This is a genomic window from Enterococcus cecorum (genome assembly GCF_052119425.1).
In the GTDB taxonomy this organism is placed as follows: domain Bacteria; phylum Bacillota; class Bacilli; order Lactobacillales; family Enterococcaceae; genus Enterococcus_E; species Enterococcus_E cecorum_C.
In genome coordinates this window covers 42,783-65,796 of record NZ_JBQKFH010000013.1, presented here as the reverse complement: position 1 = coordinate 65,796, position 23,014 = coordinate 42,783, and the positions used below count along the sequence as shown (strand labels likewise).

The 23,014-nt window shown below is 35.3% G+C and carries 18 protein-coding genes and 1 pseudogene; 15 read left to right on the top strand and 4 right to left on the bottom strand.

Translation table 11 applies throughout. The features are described 5' to 3' along the window. The first annotated feature begins 223 nt into the window (after positions 1-223). The 3 genes from ACTQZM_RS04965 (at position 224) to ACTQZM_RS04955 (ending at position 2,985) form a co-directional block, all read left to right on the top strand. Positions 224-790 (top strand): TetR/AcrR family transcriptional regulator, encoded by a 567-nt coding sequence (locus ACTQZM_RS04965; protein ID WP_441653085.1) that lies wholly within the window; start codon positions 224-226, stop codon positions 788-790. A 306-nt stretch (positions 791-1,096) separates the two neighbouring features. Next, positions 1,097-2,032, top strand: a complete 936-nt coding sequence (gene truB, locus ACTQZM_RS04960; protein WP_441653084.1) for a tRNA pseudouridine(55) synthase TruB — start codon at positions 1,097-1,099, stop codon at positions 2,030-2,032. A 5-nt stretch (positions 2,033-2,037) separates the two neighbouring features. Next, positions 2,038-2,985, top strand: a complete 948-nt coding sequence (locus ACTQZM_RS04955) for a bifunctional riboflavin kinase/FAD synthetase (protein ID WP_441653083.1) — start codon at positions 2,038-2,040, stop codon at positions 2,983-2,985. On the opposite strand, the gene ACTQZM_RS04950 is transcribed toward ACTQZM_RS04955, so the two are convergent. Next, positions 2,986-3,183 carry a hypothetical protein gene (locus tag ACTQZM_RS04950; protein WP_016252341.1) on the bottom strand — a complete coding sequence of 66 codons (198 nt, stop codon included), beginning with the start codon at positions 3,181-3,183 and terminating at the stop codon, positions 2,986-2,988. Between the two features lie 56 nt (positions 3,184-3,239). On the opposite strand from ACTQZM_RS04950, the gene hemW reads away from it, so the two are divergent. Next, a complete protein-coding gene (gene hemW / locus ACTQZM_RS04945) occupies positions 3,240-4,382 on the top strand; it encodes a radical SAM family heme chaperone HemW (RefSeq protein WP_441653082.1) in 1,143 nt (380 codons plus the stop codon). Between the two features lie 306 nt (positions 4,383-4,688). Here the strand turns inward: hemW and ACTQZM_RS04940 are convergent, their stop codons facing one another. Further along, positions 4,689-5,198, bottom strand: a complete 510-nt coding sequence (locus ACTQZM_RS04940) for an SA1002 family membrane protein (RefSeq protein WP_441653081.1) — start codon at positions 5,196-5,198, stop codon at positions 4,689-4,691. A 162-nt stretch (positions 5,199-5,360) separates the two neighbouring features. Here ACTQZM_RS04940 and ACTQZM_RS04935 point away from each other — a divergent pair, with 162 nt between their 5' ends. Further along, the gene (locus ACTQZM_RS04935) at positions 5,361-7,121 is read left to right on the top strand and encodes a glycerophosphodiester phosphodiesterase (protein ID WP_248626180.1); all 1,761 of its coding nucleotides are present in this window, start codon (positions 5,361-5,363) and stop codon (positions 7,119-7,121) included. A gap of 206 nt (positions 7,122-7,327) precedes the next feature. On the opposite strand, the gene ACTQZM_RS04930 is transcribed toward ACTQZM_RS04935, so the two are convergent. Together ACTQZM_RS04930 and ACTQZM_RS04925 are read right to left on the bottom strand one after the other, a co-directional pair. Continuing rightward, positions 7,328-7,891, bottom strand: coding sequence for an NADPH-dependent FMN reductase (locus ACTQZM_RS04930; protein ID WP_441653080.1), 564 nt, complete (start codon positions 7,889-7,891; stop codon positions 7,328-7,330). A 3-nt stretch (positions 7,892-7,894) separates the two neighbouring features. Next, a complete protein-coding gene (locus ACTQZM_RS04925; RefSeq protein ID WP_349277630.1) occupies positions 7,895-8,959 on the bottom strand; it encodes an LLM class flavin-dependent oxidoreductase in 1,065 nt (354 codons plus the stop codon). 259 nt (positions 8,960-9,218) lie between these two features. Here ACTQZM_RS04925 and ACTQZM_RS04920 point away from each other — a divergent pair, with 259 nt between their 5' ends. The 10 genes and pseudogenes from ACTQZM_RS04920 (at position 9,219) to ACTQZM_RS04875 (ending at position 22,988) form a co-directional block, all read left to right on the top strand. After that, positions 9,219-9,503, top strand: coding sequence for an SDR family NAD(P)-dependent oxidoreductase (locus tag ACTQZM_RS04920; protein WP_441653079.1), 285 nt, complete (start codon positions 9,219-9,221; stop codon positions 9,501-9,503). A 102-nt stretch (positions 9,504-9,605) separates the two neighbouring features. Further along, positions 9,606-12,827 carry a DEAD/DEAH box helicase gene (locus ACTQZM_RS04915; protein WP_441653078.1) on the top strand — a complete coding sequence of 1,074 codons (3,222 nt, stop codon included), beginning with the start codon at positions 9,606-9,608 and terminating at the stop codon, positions 12,825-12,827. Between the two features lie 127 nt (positions 12,828-12,954). Further along, a pseudogene (locus ACTQZM_RS04910) lies at positions 12,955-13,813 on the top strand (DUF3737 family protein). Then, complete coding sequence (locus ACTQZM_RS04905; protein WP_441653077.1) at positions 13,806-14,669, top strand: aldo/keto reductase; 864 nt, start codon at positions 13,806-13,808, stop codon at positions 14,667-14,669. The pseudogene ACTQZM_RS04910 and the gene ACTQZM_RS04905 overlap by 8 nt, the downstream one beginning before the upstream one ends. A gap of 147 nt (positions 14,670-14,816) precedes the next feature. Continuing rightward, entirely contained in the window at positions 14,817-15,587 is a 771-nt protein-coding gene (locus tag ACTQZM_RS04900; protein ID WP_441653076.1) for a carboxymuconolactone decarboxylase family protein, read from the top strand. Positions 15,588-15,949: 362 nt separating this feature from the next. Continuing rightward, the gene (locus ACTQZM_RS04895) at positions 15,950-17,470 is read left to right on the top strand and encodes a flavocytochrome c (RefSeq protein WP_441653075.1); all 1,521 of its coding nucleotides are present in this window, start codon (positions 15,950-15,952) and stop codon (positions 17,468-17,470) included. Positions 17,471-17,824: 354 nt separating this feature from the next. Then, positions 17,825-18,637, top strand: coding sequence for a glycosyltransferase family 8 protein (locus ACTQZM_RS04890; protein WP_441653074.1), 813 nt, complete (start codon positions 17,825-17,827; stop codon positions 18,635-18,637). A gap of 358 nt (positions 18,638-18,995) precedes the next feature. Further along, a complete protein-coding gene (locus ACTQZM_RS04885; protein ID WP_441653073.1) occupies positions 18,996-19,955 on the top strand; it encodes a DUF6017 domain-containing protein in 960 nt (319 codons plus the stop codon). Further along, complete coding sequence (locus tag ACTQZM_RS04880; RefSeq protein ID WP_441653072.1) at positions 19,952-22,504, top strand: G5 domain-containing protein; 2,553 nt, start codon at positions 19,952-19,954, stop codon at positions 22,502-22,504. The genes ACTQZM_RS04885 and ACTQZM_RS04880 overlap by 4 nt, the downstream gene beginning before the upstream one ends. Continuing rightward, a complete protein-coding gene (locus ACTQZM_RS04875; protein ID WP_441653071.1) occupies positions 22,494-22,988 on the top strand; it encodes a PcfB family protein in 495 nt (164 codons plus the stop codon). The genes ACTQZM_RS04880 and ACTQZM_RS04875 overlap by 11 nt, the downstream gene beginning before the upstream one ends. The last annotated feature ends 26 nt before the right edge of the window (positions 22,989-23,014 follow it).

Genomic DNA, 23,014 nt, shown 5'->3' with positions numbered 1-23,014 from the left:
GCTTATTTGCCATGGTCAGAAACTGTACAAGCAGATTGTAAATAAAGAAAAGAATCTCCAAAGTCGAGTGACTTTGGAGATTTTCAATATACCTCGTTATTGGGCGCTTACGAGTAAACTTCGCCTATTATTAAAAAATTCTATAACAATAATTACGCTATCTGTTTGCGTTTTCACGTACAAAGGTGTACAATACGGGCAGGATGTAAGGAGAGAAAAATTTATGAAAAGAGTAACTTATACGAAAGAAATGATTGTCGACGCTGGATTAAATGTTATCTTTGAACAAGACTTTAAACATTTGACCGCTCGGGCAATTGCGAATGAATTAGGCTGTTCCCCACAACCCATTTATTTGCAATTTGAGAATATGGATGATTTAAAAGATGCGATTGTCACTAAGTTATGGCAACGATGTCATAATTATATGGAGCTCAAGCATAAAAAAGATAGCCGTAAAATGATAAATTACCCCTTATCTTTTATCCGCTATGCATTAAAGAAACCAAATTGGTATCAGAGCTGTTTTCAAGATATGAGTGGTAATCCAAAAGAGGTAAATGAAAAGTTAAAAACCTATTTTATGACGGAGATTTTTGAATTTGAACGTAACTTAACAGATAAAGAACAAAAATTCTTCTTTATTGAGGCCTTTGCATATATTCATGGGCTAATTGGTGCGGTAAATAGTGGTCGTATTCGTAAAGATGAGTCACAAATAGCACACAGATGGGAAAACTACTTACAGGATTTAGCACAAAGATATCCATTAAGTTTTGAGGCACAATAACAATATGTAAACTTTCTTGTTATCATATTAGAAAAGAGCTATTGCAAGATTTTGCTAAGCGCATTAAAATATGGGTGAATAAAGGAGAAGTTCTGTATAGGAGAAGTAATCTAAATGATTGGAAAAAGGATAGCAGTAAATTAAATGGTGCTTTTGTCTGAAAAAAACAAGAGCGCCATTTAATTTTTTATTTTCACACCTTGGATTCTATTGAGGTGTTTTTTTGTGCCTGATTTGTTAACTTGTTTTTATTCCATATGTAGGATAAAATGGAGAAGTGTGATTTTATAGAAAAGGAAGGAAATCATGGAAGGCATTTTACCTTTATGGAAAGAACGTGGCTTAACGAGTCATGACTGTGTATTTAAGTTACGCAAAATTTTACATATGAAAAAGATTGGTCATAGCGGAACTTTGGATCCTGATGTTGATGGCATTTTACCAATCTGTATCGGACGGGCGACTAAGGTTGTTGAATTTTTGACGGATTCTGGAAAAGTATATGAAGGCGAAATTACTCTAGGCTATTCGACGACGACAGAGGATGCGAGTGGGGAGATTGTTGATTTAACACCCGTTGAAAAAGTTCTGTCAAATGAATTGATTGATAGCACAATGCAGACTTTTATTGGTGAGATTACGCAAATTCCACCGATGTATTCAGCAGTTAAAGTGAACGGTAAGCGATTATATGAATATGCACGTAATGGCGAAACTGTTGAAAGACCTGTCAGAAAAGCTCAAATTTATCGTTTTCAAAGAATCACGGAACCAGTCTTTGATGCGCAAAAACACACGCTATCATGGCGTTTTCAGGTAGCTTGTGGCAAAGGTACTTATGTCCGTACGCTAGCTGTTGATTTAGGTGAAAAATTAGGTTTTGCGGCTCATATGTCCGATTTAACACGGATAAAAAGTGGAGGTTTTACCAAAGAGCAAGCCGTAACTTTAGACCAAGTAGCTCAAGCGATGGCAAACAATGAGGTAGAAAAGCTGCTTTTACCCATTGAGTATGGGGTTCGTGATTTTCCACGCATTGATATTTCTGAAGAGTTGACCAAAAAAGTGATGAATGGGATGCGGATTCCGTATTGGCAATTTGGCTTTAACACATGTCCAGATCGTCCAATCGCTTTATATTACAACGAGTGCGTATTAAGTATCTATGAAGTCAGTCCAAGTGATAAGAATATGCTTAAGCCGCAAAAAATGTTAAGAACGCAATTAGAAATGAAGGAATAATAGTTATGAATATCATTGAATTAAGACATCCATTTGAAAAAGAACGCGTAATCAAGGAAGAAGTTGTTTTGGTGCTCGGTTTTTTTGACGGGGTACATCGTGGGCATCAAGCAGTGATTGAACAAGGAAAAAAACTAGCAAAAGAAAAAAATCTAAAACTGGCGCTGATGACTTTTAATCAACATCCATCCATCGTTTTTCAAAAAATGTCTAAAGAAACGATGACTTATTTAACGAGTATGCATCAAAAAGCGCAATTATTTGAGAAAGCTGGCGTGGATTTATTATATGTTGTTGATTTCACTTCTGCCTTTGCAAAATTAACACCCGAAGAATTTATCGAACAATATATCATTGGGTTACATGCTAAAGTAGTTGTGGCTGGATTTGACTATACATTTGGCTATCGAGGAAAAGCGACGATGACAGATTTAGCGCAATTAGCGAACCAACGCTTTGAAGTAATCGAAGTCCCTGAATTAAGCGAACATGGACAAAAGGTTAGTTCGACTGCCATTCGCCAAGCTTTGGCAAAAGGCGATATGCAAGCAGTCAATGAATTATTAGGCTATCCTTATACGATAGAAGGAACAGTGATGCATGGCGATGCGCGTGGCCGAACACTGGGATTTCCTACAGCGAATATTCGTTTTGCCCCAACGACGCGCTTACCAATCGAAGGCGTGTATGTTTGTGAATTTAAAGTCGGGAATACCTGGCATCACGCTATGGGATCGATTGGCCATAATGATACGTTTGGAGAAGGCCGTAAATTAACAGTAGAGGTCTATATTTTAGATTTTCATCAAGAAATTTATGGAGAATTTGTGGAAGTACGTTGGTTACATCTACTTCGTGAACAAATCAAATTTGATGGAGCTGAGAGTTTAATTCAACAACTCCATCAAGATGAGCAAGATACAAGAGATTATTTTGCAGCCTTAGCAGAGTAATCATGATTTTTGAACATTGATTAGCTGAAATTCTTCGCTATCAGGTACTTTTATGATGAGAAATCCGTCTGGCAAAGTCGCAGGGGAAACGTCTTTGATATTTTTTCCGCTTGCAATTTGTGCCATACGGATTAATTCTTTTTCATCTTTACTGCTGGCTACGAGATTTCCGAGATTAAAGAGTACATTTTCTTCCATAACAATCACTTCCTTGTGTATATTATATCAAAAATGAGAAAGAAAGGGGGATGGAAATGTTAGAGGCGATTTCAAGTTATATTCATATTCCATTTTGTGAGCATATCTGTTATTATTGCGATTTTAATAAAGTCTTTTATGAAGGACAACCCGTAGATGAATACCTAGAAAAACTGGATTTGGAAATGAAATTATGGCTAGAAAAATATCCGCAACAACAAACACCAACCATCTACATTGGGGGAGGGACGCCAACTTCTTTAAATGATGCTCAGTTACGTTCTTTATTAACAAGTGTAACCAAATATTTTGATGTGACGACAACCAAAGAATTTACTGTTGAAGCGAACCCAGGAGATTTAACAGAAAATAAACTTCATATTATGCAAGAATTTGGGGTCAATCGGTTATCAATGGGTGTGCAGACTTTTAATGACCGCTTGCTAAAGAAAATTGGTCGGAAGCATACGGTTAAAGATGTGGATGATACACTGAACTTTTTAGCGAAGAATCATTTTGATAATGTGAGTATTGATTTGATTTATGCTTTACCAGGTCAGACGCAGCAAGATTTTGATGAGACCTTAAAGCAAGCACTTAGTTATGACTTGCCACATTACTCGATGTATTCTTTGATTTTGGAAAATAAGACGATGTTTATGAATTGGGTGCGCAAAGGTCGATTAGAATTACCTAGCCAGGAAGAAGAGGCGGGAATGTTTGCCTTGGCGATGGATGTGATGCGTCAAAAAGGTTATGAGCAGTATGAAGTTTCAAACTTTGCTAAACCAGGCTTTCAGTCACAGCACAACCTTGTTTACTGGAATAATGAGTACTACTTTGGCTTCGGCGCTGGGGCTAGTGGATATGTCGACAAAGTAAGATATAAAAATCATGGACCGATTCAACATTATTTAAATCCTTTACGAAACCAACAATTGCCCATTCTCTCTGAAGAAACCTTAGATCAAAAAGCACGTATGGAAGAGGAGATGTTTTTAGGACTCCGTAAAGCACAAGGCGTCTCCATTGCGCACTTTAATGAGAAATTTGGTGTTGATTTCCATCAAATATACGGTTCTGTTGTTGAAAATTATGTATCTAAAGGATTACTCAATCAAACGGATGACGGCTATATTCAACTAACCAAAAAAGGACTTTTTCTAGGGAATGAAGTATTTGAGGGATTCTTACTTTAGCTTGTGAATTCATTGTATATTAATACTAAATAGCTTTCAAAAGTTATGATTTTCCGTGTATCTTTTTTGATATTAGCATACGCCATACTTATTTGTTAAATTGATATTTTTTCAAAACTTTTGAACGAAATACAGTAGGAAGTATTCAGATGAATAGATTGTACTTATAATGAATACAATATAGACTCCTAGGTGTAAGATCATTTATTTTGTGATATTACACCTTAGTGAGTCTTTTGTGTCAAATATTTATATTGCAAAAAAAGATAGCTGTACTATTAGTGTGAGTGATATAATTGATATGAGTTACATTTCATGTTTTTCAAGTTTGTACATAATTGTGGCAATCCATACAGAAATAAATGATGGTAAGAATGCGAGCATGAGATAGGCCGGACTACTGACTCCCCCTTCGATTAACTTTTCAATGTCAGTACCTTTAATAAAATTATCAACAGCCACCTGATACAAAGTGATATAAATGAGTCCCCATTGAATATAGTGTTCAATTAAGGTGAAGATGGTCATTGATATATGCCATTTATTTGCAAGTTTACTGACTAGAAAATATAAAATGACTCCTGAAACCAAAATTAGCATAAACATTGTCATAAAGGGGGACTTTCCAAGTGGTGTTACGATATATTGGCTGATGAGCAAAAGTCCAAATACTAGGATTAAAAATACAGTTGTTGAAAAGAATAGCATTGCGGCAAAAACAGCTAAAGTTTTAAAGAAAAAAAAACGTTCAAGTCGTTTGGAATTAATCACTCTTCCTAAAAATAGTAGTAAAACTAAAAGTATAATCTCGTTCATTTCTAACCCCTCCATTTTTCATCATAACAGAATGATGATATTTTATCAAATTTATTAGCATCACGAATAAATAACCTAATATGATAATTTACAATCGAAAAATAAACTGGAAATCAAAGGTCGTTTTCACTATAATAAAATGCATGAAAAGGGGGAAGACAGATGATTCAACGTGTTTTAAAACAAGCAAAAGAGACGTTAAAAGATTTAAATAAGAACAAATGGCGCTATTTGTATACAGGGATTTTAATCCAGTTAATATTTGGTGTTGCGGGAAGCTTTATACTTAGAAGAATCTTTGGCTTTGTATTGTTGATGACAGGACAGGATAATTTGAATAACACAAATATTATTCAGATACTCTTGAATCCAATTGGGTTTATTAGTTTAATTGTTTATTTAATATTGCTGGTAGTATTATTATTTCTTGAATACCAAGTTTTTTGCTTAATGATTCTAGGGGCAAGCAACCAGAAAAAAATAGCATGGAAAGAATTATTTCATCCAACGCATTTAAAGTTGAATAAGCAAAATATATTCAACGGATTGTATTTTTTAGTATATGTTATTTTAGGAATTCCGATTGCCAATTTAGGTTTATCTACTACTTTGACAAACGAACTATACATTCCGGATTTTATTACAGGTGAATGGAGTAAGTCACCAACTAGTGCAGTTTTACTATTTGTTGGGGGCTTGACATTGATTTATTTAGCCTTTCGTTTTTTATTTGTAGTTCCATTATTTACACTGACTGATTTGAATTTCCCACAAATTTATAAGCGAAGTTGGCAAATGACAAAAGGTAAATTAATTGAATTTTTCTTAAGTTTTACATTGATTGAATTTGTATTACTGCTCATATTATTGCCTGTGTTTTTATTATCTATAGTTTTAGCCTTAATTTTAGATAATAACGGCAGTAATCTATTCTTAGAAAGTTTATTATTGACTTTGATTAATGGATGTATCTTTGCCACCAATTTATTTGTAAAAATTGGTATTTTTCATTTACTGATTCAAAATATGCAATCGTTTAGCAATAATTTACCTTTACATAATGTCCAAAAGAAACGCAAATTTGCAAGTTTGGCCTTATTATTTATGGTTTTTGCAAGTTTTTATTTAGGTGAAACCAATCAATTGGCAACGCTAGAATATAATCCAAAAATTGAAATTGTCGGTCATCGTGGCTATGTAGCTAAGGCGGTTGAAAATTCAGTAGAAGGATTGAGAGCCGCTAAAAAAATGAAGGCAAATTATGTTGAATTGGATTTACTTTATACAAAAGACCATCAGTTTGTAGTCATGCACGATAATGATTTAAAACGTTTGGCTGGTCTAGATAAAAAAGTGTCTGATTTACCTGCTAATAAAGTAATCGGCTTAAAAATCAAACAAGATGGACATACAAGTAAGATTGTAAGCATGAAAGATTATTTGAAAATCGCGAAGCAGTTACATATGCATTTGATTTTAGAATTAAAACCTACTGGAAACGAGGACAGTAGCTATGTTATTCGCTTTGTAAATGAGCTTAAGAAAAGTGGAATGGAAAATCAAGTTAAAATTATGTCGCTGGATCTTCCTACGATTCTTGCTGTAGAAAAATTAGATCCTGACTTAGATACAGGGTATGTTATTCCAATTCAGTTTGGAAAACTGCCGAATGAACCAGTAGATTTTTATGCTATCGAGGATTTCTCCTATCGTCCTCAGTTAGCAGAAGAGGTTCATCAAATGAATAAAAAATTATTCGTATGGACAATCAATTCGCCTGATAAGATCCGCTATTATTTACAAACCCCAATTGATGGGTTAATCACGGATGAATTAAAGACAACAAATCAAACCAAAAATGAATTAGGACACGATAAAAGCTATATTGATCGTTTATTGGACTTAGTACAGCCATTACAATGATTATGAAAATATCGATGAATGGATTATTTTGGCTCTTTTCGGAAGGTTTCTAATTGATTAAATGAAACATAGAAAATGAATAGATAAAACCTAAATTAGCTAGTCAGTTTGTATAGATTTAGAAAATCAATCTAGCGTATAAACAAAAATGCCATCCAAGGAAAGTTTGTCCTAGGATGGCTCTTTTATTATTTAGCGATAGTCTGTCAAAATAGCAACGCTTCTTGTTTTTGTTTAAATTCTTGGTATACTTCTGTCATTAAGACGGTATCTTCTACTAGTTTTTCGAGTCTAAAATGAATATCGATATTTTCGATTTCATGGCGGTTAAAATCTTGTCCTTCAATAAAGACAATCTCAGGCAAGACTTGAGCTTTCATATACGATAATATTGGTTTTAGTTGCATTTCAGGGACGAGATAGTGCTTGCTAGAACCAGCTGTGACTACAATACTGACTACTTTATCACGCAAGGCTTTTTCCGGTAATAAGTCAAATATATTTTTTAATGAACCTGGAATTGAAGCTTGAAAGATAGGTGTGCCAATGATAATCGCATCAGCTTGCATTAATTTACTGGCTACTTCGAGTGTGTCACCAGTGTATTCTAAGTAATTACGGCCATCGCTAAAGACTAAATCTTTTTCGCGAAGATCAATCATTTCGACTTCAGCTTCCGGAAATTTTTGTTTGAGATAATCTGTGGTTTTTTGAATGGCAATGGCAGTCTTACTACCGATTGTTGCACTTGATAAGGTTACAACTTTCATCGTTTATTTCTCCTTTGTATATTTTTTGACGGCTGGTAGAATGGTCGTACCAATCATTTCAATATTTTCCATGACTTTCTTAAATGGCATGCCACCAAAATCGATTTGAGCCATGTAACGTTGATGACCGAATTCTTCATATTGATAGAGAATTTTTTCAATAATCTGTTGCGGACTACCGATAGCCATTACGTCTTTAGGATGCGCACCATTGGCAAATAAGCGTTTGTTAAAGCCAGTACCATTCGCGATTTCAATTCCTTTATTGACATATGGATAAAATTCGCGTAAAGCTGTTTGACTATCTTTGGCTGCATAGAAAAGTCCGGTAGTTGCTACTGGGAAATCATCTGGGTTATAGCCATTGATGGCCAAACTTTCACGATAAGCCATGACTGAACGTTTGAAGATACTTACCGGACCGCCTAGCATTGCAATGGCCATTGGAACACCTTGACGGCCAGCTTTAATGGCACTTTCTGCAGGACCACCGACTGCTCGCCAAATGGGCATCTTATCGTTTAATGGTCGTGGTAAGACTTCTGCATTCTTTAATGGTGCGCGGAAATTGCCTTCCCAGGTGACGAATTTCTCTTGATTGATTTTTAGTAGGAGTTCAAATTTTTCTTCAAATAGTTCTTCATAGTCTTTTAAATCATAGCCTAGTAATTCAAACAATCCTACACGTGATGCGCGTCCACCAATAATCTCTGCGCGTCCATTTGAAAGTAAATCTAATGTCGCAAAGTTTTCATAAATACGGACGGGATCAGAAGTAGAAACGATGGTAGCAGCTGAACCAATTTTAATTTTTTTAGTGGCTTGACTGACTGCACCTAACATGACGGCGTGGGCCTGTCCAACAAAGTATTTTTGATGGCTCTCACCAATACTGAAAAAATCAAGGCCTGCTTGTTCGGTTAAGACAGCTTCTTGGACAATTTGGTCGACACGTTCTTTGGCTGAAATCCTTTCTCCGGTTAGGGCATCTGGCATATGGTCACCTAAGGAATAAAGGCCAAATTCTAAACCATTTTTAGGGTCAATTCGATAATCTTGCATACTCATAAACTTTTCCTCTTTTCTTTTGTGTTTTCGTTTTACGTGTAAAGTGTACGGCGTGTTGTATAATTTGTGAAGTAGGCACTTTAAAGGCAGTAGGTATCTTTTAGGAAACTTTTTTTGCTACCAAGACATTTTATTCATAAAATTATTTAAGAATTTATTAAGAGATACCTTAGAACAAGAAATAGCATTTTTAACAATCCTTCTTTCCTTCAGTACGATAAAAATAGTTTTGATAACAAATAGGAATAGGGGAAAACGGATGGAGAAAAAAGTTTTAGTTGTAACTGGTGCTTCTAAAGGTATTGGTTTACAAATCGTTTTAGCTGGATTAAAGGCGGGTTACCAAGTCGTCGGAACAAGTCGTAATAAAGAACGTTTAACCCAAGAAGTTCAAACGCAATTACCTGAGTTTCAGTCCAATTTTTATGCGGTGAATATGCCATTTGATGAAGAGGGGATTCGTCAAGGCATTACAACATCAAATCAATCATGTGGTCGAAGAAGTCAATCAAAATGTTGCTTTGAGCCAAAGTACAGAACATGAATAATCAGATGCACGAGTCAAAATCAGGCTCGTGTTTTTTGTTGTATCATCATTGAATTAATGATATGCTCAAACTATGAATAAAATGCTGTGAGGAATAAGATGAATAAAGCGCAATATCAAACTATTTTTAAAGAAGGTAGAGTATTAATAAACCAGCATAGTCTCATTAATTTACGTGATTATCGTAGTAGAGGTTTCTATTATGGAGAATTTTATCATGATTTTGTTATCCTCAAGACAAAGGTTAGTATGGGGTCTGTTAGAAGTGATAGTTGTCAATGTCAGACGTTTGGGAAATACGGTGCTTGTGAGCATACCATGGCTTTAAGGGCAGAAGTAGGCTTGCCGATTTCGTGGGAGGATGCTTATGTAGAGCTGCACGATGAGGAAAATGAAAAGAAAATCGAAGCTGCCAAAGTCGATGCTTTATCACAATTCATGGATAGTCTGCAAAATCATTTTTTAGTTTCCGTAAGTCCAGAACAATTACAGCCACTTAAACTTTATTATCAGCTCGATTATGCTCAAAAATCAGGGCAAGCTGCCTTTTATTTAAGACTGTATGTCAATAATGGAAAGCGTAATTACTTGATAAAAAATATTCACGAATTTTTAAATAAGTGCTATTATACAGATCACTACAAGTTGACGCCTAAAGTATCGATAGCAGTTGCCCCAGAGTGTTTTTCAAAAGAGGACTTTGCGTTGATTCAATGGTTGATGGCTTCTCATTTAGGACATTTAAACTATGTGGATTATCGCGAACAAAGTCAAGAGAAAGAAGTTGTGTTAGATAGTACGACAATGGACGAGCTGTTAGAAAAATTCCCAAATCATTTACTAAAAATCACTGTAGATAATCGAGAATTTACACAATTTCATTCCATGCCAGCTGATTTGGATTCATTTATTACTTGTCATATCCAAAAGGTCGATGAAAATCAAGTATCATTATTTTTCGAAGATGCTATTGAAATGACTGACTTTACGTATTTGTGCGCGGTGATTGAGGGACAACTATATCGTTTGGATTATCAGTCTATTTTGTTATATGACGCTTATTCTGACTTTCAACAAAAATTATATCGTTATGTGACGTGGCAGTTTGATAGGTTGATTTACGGTTTTGATTCAATCTTTCGTTTCTCCTTACAAGAGGCAAATGCTTTCTTATCTAAATATTTACCAGTAATTCAAAAATTTGCGGTTGTGGATATTGATCCGACTTTGACAGAAAATATGATTGTTGCGCCATTAGTTCCGAATTTTTATTTTTCTGAGGTAAGATTTGGGGTCCAGTTAGACTTGACGTTGCAATATGGTGATATCGTGCTTGCGAAAAAATCAGCTTATCGCCAAAATGCTGACCAAGCCAATCAGTTAATTCGTGATATCGATCAGGAAAATCGTATCGAACAGTTTATTTTGGCTAATCAATTTGTCGAAAAAGAGGCTAGTTATCAATTATCGATTTCTCGTGATGAAGACTTCTATCATTTCTTAAAATATACACTGACGCAATTTGCCCAATTCGGTGAAGTGATTTTAGATGAAAAACTTCAAGAAATGTTTGTTAATCAGGAGCAGTATAAGCCAAAATTATCGATTATTAAAAATGGTGGCTTTCTAGATGTATCTTTTGAAGTGGATGGCATTGAGCTAGAAGATGTCGAGCGTGCTTTAGTTGCTTTAAGTAAGAATGCGGATTTTGTGCGATTAAATGATGGCCGCTTGCTTGATTTGTCTCAAGAGGAGTTCCAAAAAGCAAGTGAGTCATTGTCCTTGATTCGGCAAGTCAGTGAACAAAAAGCTAACCAATTCCAGATGCCCTTATATCGCGGTGGACAGTTAGCCCAATTAGAAAATGAGCAAATCGAGGTCAACCAAGACTTTACAACTTTTGTTCAACATTTAACCCATCCACAAGACTATCCGGTGGATTTACCAAGTGGATTAAATGCTAGTTTACGTCCTTACCAATTAACGGGATTTCGATGGTTGAAGATGTTAAGTGATTATCAGCTTGGGGGGATTTTGGCGGATGAAATGGGTCTAGGAAAAACGATTCAGACGATTACTTATCTGTTATCTGAAAAGCAAAATGATCCATCAATGAAGGCTTTAATTATCGTACCAGCCAGCCTTGTTTATAATTGGTATCAAGAGTGTAAGCAGTTTGCACCTGAGTTAAAAGTGCAAGTCGTAAATGGTGGGAAAGATAAACGGGCCGAACAACTCGCGACAGAAGCGGATGTGTATGTGACAAGCTATCAAAGTTTCCGTCAAGATGAAAAATTACATGCCAAAATAGACTATCAAGTGTTGATTTTAGACGAAGCGCAGATGGTGAAAAATAGTCAAACCAAAACGGCTCAGGCTTTGCGAAAATTAACGATTCCAAAACGGTTTGCGCTCAGTGGCACGCCAGTGGAAAATAGACTTGAAGAATTATGGTCAATTTTTCAAGTGATTATTCCGGGATTTTTCCCAAGTAAGGCGAAGTTTAAGAAATTCCCAACCGAATTAATTGCTCAGATGATTCAGCCATTTGTGTTAAGACGGACGAAAGAAGAAGTCTTGCTTGATTTGCCAGAACGAATTGAGACAAATTATTTCAATGAATTAAGCAAAGAGCAAAAAGAAATCTATCTAGCACAGTTAGAACAAATTCAAAAAACGTTAGCCCAAATGAATAGTGACGAGTTTAAAAAGAATCGCATTAGCATTTTAGCTGGTCTAACTCGCTTAAGACAGATTTGTTGTTCGCCGCAGCTTTATTTAGATGATTTTCATGGGGAGTCTGGAAAATTAGAGCAGTTGAAGGAATTACTGACTCAGGCTTTGGAAAACAATCGCCGCATTTTAATTTTCTCGCAGTTTGCTAGTATGTTGAACTTAATCGAAGCAGAGTTAGCGCAGTTAGATATTCCATGCTTCAAATTAGATGGCAGCACACCGAGCAAGCAACGTATGGAAATGGTAGAAGCCTTTAATCAAGGAGATAAACCCGTCTTTTTAATTTCGCTAAAAGCAGGTGGTACGGGCTTGAACTTAACTGGGGCGAATACGGTGATTCTGTATGATTTATGGTGGAATCCAGCTGTAGAAGACCAAGCAACAAGCCGTGCCCATCGAATGGGACAAAAAGAAGTGGTCGAAGTATGGCGTTTGATTACAGAAGGTACGATTGAAGAAAAAATCTATGAGCTCCAACAAAGTAAGCGTGAACTCTTTGATCAAGTTATGCAAGGTGATGAGGCCTCTCTTTCTCAATTAACTGAAGAAGATATCCGCCAAATTTTCCAAGTGGGGATAGAATAAGAATCTTGAAGAATTTCTGAGTATTTTGTGTACGGATGAAATTCTTCTTTTTTTGACTTTTTCTGCCAATTATCTATTGACTTAAAGTGAAGTTTAAGGTGTAGACTTTGGGTGTGAGGTGATGAAGGTGAACGAAATAAGAGAGGTTTTATTGACTGGTGAACGTGTATTGTTTAAGTCCAAATATTTGAAAGTGGTCGATTCAGTTTTTGAAGAGGGGGGAATCTCCGCTAAAAGAAAGTGCTGATTTAGTACTAGAAAACGATATTTTTAGGTGGAAGTACCCATTGTGGTATTGTCAAAATATGGTGGCCCATCATGTTACTTTATTGGATACCGCGCGTTCGGGAATTTGGTGCACGCATAATATTCAGATGCATCATTGCTCGATTCAGGCCCCCAAAATCTTTCGCCGGGCAAGTAAAATTTTACTTGAAGATGTCCATTTTGCACATGCGCAAGAGACTTTATGGAATTGTCGCGAAATCACTTTGAATCAGGTTACGGTAAACGGGGATTATTTTGCGATGAATTGCCGTGATATTCAAGCAACAGATTTACCAATTATGGGCAATTATGCCTTTGATGGTGCAAGTGATATTGAAATTGATGGGGCAAAAATCATATCTAAAGACGCGTTTTTGAACTGTGAGAACGTTGTTGTGAAAAATGCGGTAATCGTAGGTGAATATCTAGGTTGAAATTCCAAAAATGTGACGTTTATTAATTGTACGATTGAGAGTAATCAAGGACTTTGCTACATGAATAATGTGAAGTTAATCAATTGTAAGGTAATACATACAGATTTGGCCTTTGAATATTCGACAGCTGAAGCAACAATTACTACAAAGGTTGATAGTATTAAAAATCCGCTTAAAGCAAATATTCAAGCAGCAAGTGTTGATGAACTTATTTTAGATGATGAATTGATTGATTTTAATCAAGTGAAGATTATGAATACGAAAGGTGAGAAAATCAATGTTTAACAAAAGTATGAAATTAAATAATGGTGTTGTAATTCCGCAACTAGCTTTGGGAACTTGGCTGATTGATGATGATAAGGTAACAGATGCGGTGAAATCTGCATTGCAAATGGGTTATCGTCATATCGATACTGCTCAAGCATATGGCAATGAACGTGGAGTAGGCGAAGGGATTCGTCAATCAGGTATTCCTCGTGACGAAATCTTTATCACATCAAAAGTAGCAGCTGAACATAAATCTTATGAAAGTGCGGCAAAATCAATTGATGATACCCTTAAATTAATGAGGATGGATTATTTGGATATGATGATTATTCATAGTCCACAACCTTGGAAGGAAGTCAATCAGTCAGAAAATCGTTATAAAAAAGAAAATCAAGAAGTTTGGCGTGCACTTGAAGATGCCCTTGAAGCAGGTAAATTAAGAGCTATCGGGGTTTCAAACTTTTTAGAAGAAGATGTGCAAAATATTTTAAAAACAGCCAGAATTAAGCCACAAGTGAATCAGATATTAGCTCATATTTCAAATACACCACTTGATTTAATTCAATATTGTCAAAATGAAGGTATCGCAGTCGAAGCTTATTCACCTGTTGCGCATGGAGAAGCCTTGAAAAATCCTAAAATTGTGGCGATGGCTAAAAAATATGGTGTTTCTGTGGCGCAACTATGTATTCGCTATTGTATTCAACTAGATATGATTGTCTTACCAAAAACGGCGAATCCAGATCATATGCGCGAAAATGCAGATTTATATTTTGAAATTAGTCAAGAAGATATGAAAGAATTGATGGCGATTGATAAAATTCAAGATTATGGTGAAGCTAGTTTCTTCCCGGTTTATGGTGGTAAATTATAATGCATTATGATTTCGATAAAATAATTGATCGTAAGTCCAGTCTTTCTTACGTTTGAATTATGCTTGTCCAAAATCTCAGCTGATTGATGGATTGAACTGTTTGAAAATAGCAATAAAACAATATCAACAATTAGGAAGTGTCAAAAAATGAATCAAAAAATAACTCAAGATGCTGGTAGAAAACAATTAGGGGATTTTGCGCCAGATTTTGCTCATTTTAATGATGATGTATTATTTGGTGAAAACTGGAATATCCCAGGAATTGATCTTAAAACGCGTTGTTTATTAACAGTGGTAACGTTGATGGCTCAAGGAATAACGGATTCTTCATTAACCTATCATCTAGAAAATGCGAAAAATCACGGGGTCAGTAAAGAAGAAATTGTGGCGGCTGTGACTCATGTTGCTTTTTATGCAGGATGGCCAAAAGCATGGGCGGTTTTTCGTTTGGCTAAAGAAGTTTGGTCTGAACAAGCTACAAGTGAAGAAGCCAAAGTCCAACATCAAGCAAGTATGATTTTTCCAATTGGTGAGCCTAATGATGATTATGCGCAATATTTTACTGGTCAAAGCTATTTAGCAAGTATCACAGATGAACAAATTCCCGTACACAATGTCACTTTTGAGCCTGGTTGTCGTAATAACTGGCATATCCATCATGCTAAATCTGGTGGTGGTCAGATGTTGATATGTGTTGGTGGTATCGGCATTTATCAAGAAGAAGGAAAAGAAGCCGTGGTGATGCATTCGGGTGATTGTGTCAATATTCCAGCAGGTGTGAAGCATTGGCATGGTGCTACCAAAGATCATTGGTTTTCTCATCTTGCAATGGCCGTACCAGGGGAAGATACCAGCAATGAATGGTTAGAAAAGGTAAGCGAGGAAGATTATTTAGCCGCACAACCTTTAAGTGAATAAATGTATCAAGTGGATAGCTGAAAAAATAAAAGCTGTCCACTTTTTTTGCCTTTAATTTCACATACAAGTGTCATTTTATTCTTTGGATTGATTGTAGTTCAAAATTTTTAATTGTTTTTTCTGTTTATTTTTAAATAATCGTGCTGCAAACTTATCACGTTTATTTTGTTTCATTATGCTATTTATAAAAGTTGATTTAATAAGGATGAATAACCGATACATAACAATATGTTATATAATTATCTGTGTTTTCATTAAATATTCACTGTTTTTATTTTTGTTAAAACGTTTCAAGAAAGCCCTTTTCAAAGTTTGTGAAATGTTGTATAATCATAGCGTAACTAATGTATGGAGGGTTTAACATGAAAAAAGTGTTAAGTAGTCTTTTGGTGGCTTCAGCAGCGTTATTATTAGTTGGCTGTGGTTCATCATCAAATAAGACAGAAAGTTCAACTTCAACTAGCAAAACAACTGCTTCTAGTTCAGAAGTTGCATCCGGTGCTTCTCAAAAACAAGAATTCACGGATCCTAAAGAATTAAAGGATAGCTATGATGTGATTATCGTAGGTGCAGGTGGTGCAGGGATGTCAGCTGCTATCCAAGCCAAAGAAGCTGGCGCCAATCCAGTCATCTTTGAAAAAATGCCAGTAGTTGGGGGAAATACAACAAAATCTTCTGGTGGGATGAATGCTTCTGAAACTAAATTCCAAAAAGAACAAGGCATTCAAGATAGCAATGATACGTTCTTCAACGACACATTAAAAGGTGGCGGTGGAACCAATGATAAAGAATTGTTACGCTACTTTGTGGATCATTCAGCCGATGCGATTGATTGGTTAGATAGCATGGGTATCACTTTGAACAATATCAGTTATAGTGGTGGGGCAAGTGTCAAACGTATTCACCGTCCAGCTGATGGTTCGGCCGTTGGTGGCTACTTAGTTAAAGGCCTAACAAAAAATGTTTTAGATCGTAAAATTCCTGTATTCTTAAATGCGGATGTAACAAAAATCAATGAAAAAGATGGTAAAGTTTCTGGTGTTACTGTCCAAATTCAAGGAGAAAAGAAAAAGAATATTTCTTCTAAAGCGGTTGTGGTAACGACTGGTGGATTTGGTGGCAATGAAAAAATGATTGTGAAATATCGTCCAGATTTGAAAGGCTATGTAAGTACTAACGCTAAAGGTAGCACAGGTGACGGTATCAAGATGATTGAAAAACTAGGTGGTCAATTAGTCGCTATGGATCAAATCCAAGTGCATCCAACAGTTGTTCAAAAAGATGGTATGTTGGTTTCTGAAACGGTTCGTGGTGAAGGTGGTATCTTAGTGAATCAACAAGGAAAACGATTCTTCAACGAATTAGAAACACGTGATAAAGTCTCAGCAGCTATTTCCGCTTTACCAGAACAATATGCCTACATCGTATTTGATGATGCTTTAGCTAGTCGCGCGAAACAAATTGACTTCTATAAATCTAAAGGTGTCGTGGTTGAAGGTAAGACCATTGAAGAATTAGCTAAGAAGATTAAAGTTCCTGCTGATACGTTGAAACAAACGCTAGATTCATGGAACCAAGATGTCGCTAATAAGAAAGATCCAGAATTTGGTCGTTCTACAGCTATGGATTATGATTTAACCAAAGCGCCTTACTATGCGATTCAAATTGCCCCTGGTATTCACCATACAATGGGTGGTGTGAAGATTAACACGAACACCGAAGTAATTAATACTAAAGGTGAAGTGATTCCTGGTCTTTATGCTGCGGGTGAAGTCACTGGTGGTTTACATGGTAATAACCGTATTGGTGGGAATGCTGTGGCTGATATCGTCATTTTCGGTCGCCAAGCAGGTAACCAATCAGCGGCTTATGCTCAAAGATAATTGATAATTTAAAGTTTTAGATACAGCTCTTTGATTTCAAGGGGCTGTATTTTTTTAGGAAGATAGTTCAGGGGCTCAATATTGACTAATATCAATAGTCGGTTGTGAAACTTGTTTCTCTGTTACACGCGATGTGAAACATTTTAAAGATGAAAAAACACATTTTTCCAGAAATTGCTAAGTGTATTTATTTCAAAAATCCTGTTAAATTAGGATTGTTAAAGAAAGCCACAAAATTTCACTTCTTAACCTGTGGAAAAATAAATAGCGAATTACTTTGCGCTAGGATTAGGGTGGATAGTTGTTTTTTTGTGATTTTTTGGTTATCATGGAAAAGTGAAGAGAGGTGCAGTGATGAATTTACTTTTTTCAATCGATGATACTTATGTGGACCAATGGAAAGTAACCTTATTTTCGATTGTGCATAATTCAAACGTTCAAGCATTCTCAGTTTATGTTTTGCAAAAAGAAGCTTTAGCACGTAATGATGAAATATTTGATTTTTGCAAAAGATTAGGTGTTACTTACTATCCTGTCATTATTGGAAAGGATGAATTCCAAGACGCACCAACTAGTAAACGTTATCCAGAAACGATTTATTATCGGTTGTTAGCGCATGAATATTTACCACAAGATTTGGATAAAGTTTTATATATTGACGCTGATATTTTATGTCTAAACGATATTTCCACGATTTATGAAATGAAACTGGATGATTTTTTATATGCAGCGGCGAGTCATATTGCGGATTCAAATATTCGTGATTTAATTAATAAGGCTAGATTGGGTAATTTTGAGGCGACTTCTTATGTTAATTCTGGCGTGTTGTTAATGAATCTTGAGCAAATACGTCAAACTGTCAAGCGAGAAGACATAATGAATTACATAGCTTCAAATGGGCCGTTATTATTTTTACCTGACCAAGATGTTTTAAATGCGTTATATGGGCATCAAATTTTATTAGTCGCAGATGAGATTTATAACTTTGATGCGCGTTATCATGCTTATTATTATGCGAAAACGGCTGGTCTGATTGATGCAGATTGGATTGTGCAAAATACGGTCTTTTTGCATTATTGTGGCAAAGATAAGCCGTGGAAGAAAAATGCGCGTGGTAAATTTTCTTTTATCTATAAGCATTACCAACGATTAACCCATAAAGTATAGGAAGGAAGTTGTTATGAATATTCAATGGTTTATTGGACATGTATGTAAAGCCAATAAAATTGAAAGAAAATTTGGTACCTTTTTTTAGAATTAACTCAGCGTAAAAGCCTGATTCTACGGGCTTTTTTAGCTTTCCTTTATAATTTTTTAACATTTTGACTTACACCAAAGAATTAGTAAGTATATTGCTATTTAATCAAATATTCTCAATACTTTTAACTATTTTTGGTTTATTTTTTGGTTTGATTATATCAATAAATCTCATTAAATCTATCATGCATCATTCGTTTTAAACTTATCGAGCAATCAGAATTCTTCTGGTTGCTTTTCTTTTTAAAGAATTTTATAGGAGGTGTCTATGAATGCTCTCTTGTTTGATGAGCGACCAATTGTCGCAAATCCTGTCTTGGCCAGAGAATTAGGTTTGAATGAAGCAATTGTACTCCAACAAATAAATTTCTGGCTAGAAGTAAATAAACAAAATGGGAAAAATTTCCACGATGGTAGATATTGGACATATAATTCGATTCGGGCTTGGCATGAGTCCGATTTTTCATATCTTAGTTATGAAACAGTTAAGAGGACTTTTTCAAAACTCGAAAAAGCAGGTTTTCTTTTAACTGCTAATTACAATAAAGATCCAAGAGATAAAACCAAGTGGTATTCATTGGACTTTGAAAGAATTTTTGAATTACAGGAGATGGTAAAAATAAAAAGAAATCAAATTGCAGATAAAGCATTGGATGAAGGAATAAATTCTACATTAACCAATGCATTAGGTCAAAATGACCCAATGGAAAAGTTCAATTTGACCCAATGCACTCGTTCTAAAAGTTCTACTGCATTAGTTCATAATGACCTAATGCATGGTGTCAATTTGAACCAACCATTACCAAATAATACAACAAATAATACAACAGATGTTACTTCATTTTATATCAATCAATCTATTGAAGAGGGGGATGAACTTGAGAAATTAAAGAAACAAGTACAGTATGAATTATTAGTACAGTCAGGGTGTCGAGAAAAATTATGTGAATGGGATGAGGTTTTACCAGTTATTGCTGATGTGTTTTATCAGCATGATGGAACAATTTCAATCAATCAGATGCGATTGCCGATTGACTTTGTAAAAGATAGATTTAGACAGCTGACAATGTATCATATTGACTACATCTGCGAGTGTTTATCAAAGGTTGATACAAACATTCGAAATATCCGTGCTTATATTTTAACAACAGCTTTTAATGCACCTCAGACTATTGGTGCCTATTATTCAAACCAAGTGAAACAAGATTTTGGAGGAAATAACTTATGATTTCAAAAAAATGTAAATTTTGTCTGCGTAAATTAACAATTGGACTGGTTTCTCTTTCCATAGGACTTATATGTCTTAATTCCACACAACTTTCATCTGTAAATTCATTTACAGTATATGCCAATGAAGTAATTTCTCATCGAAATGATGTAGACGGGAGTAGTAAAGATTGGGGTACTCTAAATGGGAATCAATTCGTTGTTGATTATACAGATACAAGTTTGGAGATTTCTAAGGGGGCACATTCGAGCCTTACTGAGAATTATCAGGCTATTCGTATTCCTGAAGCTTATCCATACAAATTATTAGTCAATGGACAACCTAAAACTTTGTCAGATTTTAGGCGTGATAAACTCGGTAAGCTAATCGCAGAGATTGATGGACGTGAAGTTCCATTATTAGATTATGGAATGGTTGAATATCAATTGAACCGTTATTTAGGTCAAGATATTTATAATATATACGGGAACCTTTCTTACACTGCATATGCTTTTCTAACAACTCGAAATTCTCATCACGGGTATTTTGAATTGACAGAAGCAGACAATGTACTAGATACAAATGGTCAATTAGTCACAGGATTTTTTCAGACTCCACAATACTATGAAATGGCTTCAGCATATCAGAAATCAAATGCAGGCTATTTAAAAGTGCAGGTTGGTGACAAGGAGTTATCAACTAACATCATTGATGGTAGACTAAAGGGGTTGAAATCAGCTACTAAAAAATATTTCTTAGTTTTAAATAGTGAGTTTTCAATAGAACCACAAACAGGGAAATCTATTAAGCATTTGAAAGAACTTACTGAAGAGGAAGTTCAGCAATTGAATGTGACCGACCAAAAAGTAAATTCAAATATTGAATTTATAATTGACGGAAAAACATACAAGACGAGTGGAAGAATCAACTCATGGAAAAACTCTACAATCAATCCGTTAAAAACTCGTCTTGCAATTATGTCGATTGGTGATGGAAGCAACCTACATGGATTTGATTTATTTGCTTCTAATCACAACTATATTGAGGTTGTTGAAAAAGTTGATAACACTCCTGTTATTCCTGAATCAATTTCTAAGAAAATTGAGTTTGTAACAGAGGATGGAGAAAAAGTTGGTGACGGACATACAATAACCGGCAACAGAGGGGATGAGGTAACACTTGAAGTGACACCACCTAATGGATATGTGTTTGCAAGTATTCCTCCAACAAGAATTTTACTAAAAGATAATAGCCCATATCAAATTATTGTGAATGAGGTAGTTGGCCAGGAGACTGTTGAAAGGAAAGAGGAAATAAACTACCAGGTAATACGTCAAGAAAATTCAGAAATGTATGAAGATGAAGAAGTTATTGTTAGTAAAGGTAGTAAAGGTATCAGAATAATTCAAGAAACATTCGAAACAAGAAAAGGTACTAGAACACAAAAATTGCTTGATACGAAAACTATTATAAATAAAGAAGCGGTAGACGAAATCATTCAGTATGGGACGAAACAAATTGAAGATGAACAAGTAATATCAAGAACAGAGATTGTACCATTCGATGTAATTGAAGAATCAGATCCAAATATGTATGAAGGTGAAGTTGTAATTGTTACTGAGGGTCAGAACGGTGAGGTAACTATTCATGACCACTATAAAACGTTTAAGGGTGTAAGAGATCCTGAACCATTTAATTCAGAATCTACTGAAACGAAAATAAAAGTTAATAAGGTTGTAAGAATTGGAACTAAGAAAATAGAAGGAGAGACTACTGAAAAAAACAGTGTAATAGCCCCATTTGGAGTTCTTGTTGAGGAAGATGATTCGTTGTTTGAGGATGAGCGAATTATTGTGAGAAATGGCGTTCCAGGGCTTGTAGATTTAGTTACAACTTACAAGACAAACAAGGGGGAGAAGGTTGGTGACCCAATCAATATATCTGAAAATGTTGTAAGAGCACCAGTTGATGAAGTGGTCAAAGTGGGAACAAAACCAATAGAATCTATCACTAGTTCTGAAAAATTGCTTGATATTCCATTCGAAGTGGAGAAAAAAATAGATGACACACTTGAAGAAGGTATTGAGAAAACTATTCAAGAAGGTAAAAACGGTCAGAAAAGAGTGATTATCGTTACGAATTACCTAAGAGGTGTTCAAAATGGTGACGTCCAAATTGAAGAGGAAGTCATTTTGGAACCAGTAAAAGAAATAATATTGGTTGGTACAAAGAAGGTGCAAAAACAGAATCAAACTCCGAACAAAAACGAGACTGATGATAATTCAAAATCTCCAATCCTACCACAGGTAACAGAGGGTGAAAATGGTAAACCAAAAAATCAAGAGTCCAATCGATCTGTATCAGATTATCCAGAGAAATCTAAAGAGAAAATTAGTCAAACGCAAGCGAATGGTAATGACAATTCTGGCAAGAAAATAGTGGCTGAAAAATTGCCCGAAACTGGTGATACAGTTCTAAATCCTTTTTTAGTCATAGTAAGCAGTTTATTGTGCCTAGTTACTTCAATAGGAATGATAATGTGGAAGGATAAGAAATCAGATGATAAATGAGGATGTTGGAAATCGTTTGGTTACATTAAATCTTCGTCTGGCGAAGGTATCAGCTAAATTGATAGTAGCAGCTTTAAAAGTATTGGCTAAGGAGGCTGAATCAAATAAGTTATCAGTTAAACAATATTTATCACAGAAAAGTGAACAAGGAGAGGTTCCTTTAAAAGATTTGGTCGGCAAGGGAGCTCTAGAGAATATTCCTATGAAGCAGCCTGAATTACTTGAGTTAAAGAAGGAGTTAAATAAACATGGTGTTCGGTTCTCTATTTTAAAAAATAAAGAGAACAAAAACTTTGAAGTATTTTTTCAAGCGAAAGACACAGCAATTTTAGAACACTCATTCAAACAAGCAGTTCAAAAAGCTGAAAAGAAAACAAGAATCAAGCAGTCAACCTTAAAAAAAATCAAACAGTATCAAAAATCCCTTGGAGAACAGATAATCAAACCGAAAATCAAACAAAAACATCAGGAACAGTCATTGTAGGAGGTGATAGGATTGAAGTAATCGAA

Excerpts from the sequence above, each read along its gene's own strand:
- ACTQZM_RS04965 (WP_441653085.1), top strand. The coding sequence starts at position 224 with ATGAAAAGAGTAACTTATACGAAAGAAATGATTGTCGACGCTGGATTA.
- truB (WP_441653084.1), top strand. The coding sequence starts at position 1,097 with ATGGAAGGCATTTTACCTTTATGGAAAGAACGTGGCTTAACGAGTCAT.
- ACTQZM_RS04955 (WP_441653083.1), top strand. The coding sequence starts at position 2,038 with ATGAATATCATTGAATTAAGACATCCATTTGAAAAAGAACGCGTAATC.
- ACTQZM_RS04950 (WP_016252341.1), bottom strand. The coding sequence starts at position 3,183 with ATGGAAGAAAATGTACTCTTTAATCTCGGAAATCTCGTAGCCAGCAGT.
- hemW (WP_441653082.1), top strand. The coding sequence starts at position 3,240 with ATGTTAGAGGCGATTTCAAGTTATATTCATATTCCATTTTGTGAGCAT.
- ACTQZM_RS04940 (WP_441653081.1), bottom strand. The coding sequence starts at position 5,198 with ATGAACGAGATTATACTTTTAGTTTTACTACTATTTTTAGGAAGAGTG.
- ACTQZM_RS04935 (WP_248626180.1), top strand. The coding sequence starts at position 5,361 with ATGATTCAACGTGTTTTAAAACAAGCAAAAGAGACGTTAAAAGATTTA.
- ACTQZM_RS04930 (WP_441653080.1), bottom strand. The coding sequence starts at position 7,891 with ATGAAAGTTGTAACCTTATCAAGTGCAACAATCGGTAGTAAGACTGCC.
- ACTQZM_RS04925 (WP_349277630.1), bottom strand. The coding sequence starts at position 8,959 with ATGAGTATGCAAGATTATCGAATTGACCCTAAAAATGGTTTAGAATTT.
- ACTQZM_RS04920 (WP_441653079.1), top strand. The coding sequence starts at position 9,219 with ATGGAGAAAAAAGTTTTAGTTGTAACTGGTGCTTCTAAAGGTATTGGT.
- ACTQZM_RS04915 (WP_441653078.1), top strand. The coding sequence starts at position 9,606 with ATGAATAAAGCGCAATATCAAACTATTTTTAAAGAAGGTAGAGTATTA.
- ACTQZM_RS04905 (WP_441653077.1), top strand. The coding sequence starts at position 13,806 with ATGTTTAACAAAAGTATGAAATTAAATAATGGTGTTGTAATTCCGCAA.
- ACTQZM_RS04900 (WP_441653076.1), top strand. The coding sequence starts at position 14,817 with ATGAATCAAAAAATAACTCAAGATGCTGGTAGAAAACAATTAGGGGAT.
- ACTQZM_RS04895 (WP_441653075.1), top strand. The coding sequence starts at position 15,950 with ATGAAAAAAGTGTTAAGTAGTCTTTTGGTGGCTTCAGCAGCGTTATTA.
- ACTQZM_RS04890 (WP_441653074.1), top strand. The coding sequence starts at position 17,825 with ATGAATTTACTTTTTTCAATCGATGATACTTATGTGGACCAATGGAAA.
- ACTQZM_RS04885 (WP_441653073.1), top strand. The coding sequence starts at position 18,996 with ATGAATGCTCTCTTGTTTGATGAGCGACCAATTGTCGCAAATCCTGTC.
- ACTQZM_RS04880 (WP_441653072.1), top strand. The coding sequence starts at position 19,952 with ATGATTTCAAAAAAATGTAAATTTTGTCTGCGTAAATTAACAATTGGA.
- ACTQZM_RS04875 (WP_441653071.1), top strand. The coding sequence starts at position 22,494 with ATGATAAATGAGGATGTTGGAAATCGTTTGGTTACATTAAATCTTCGT.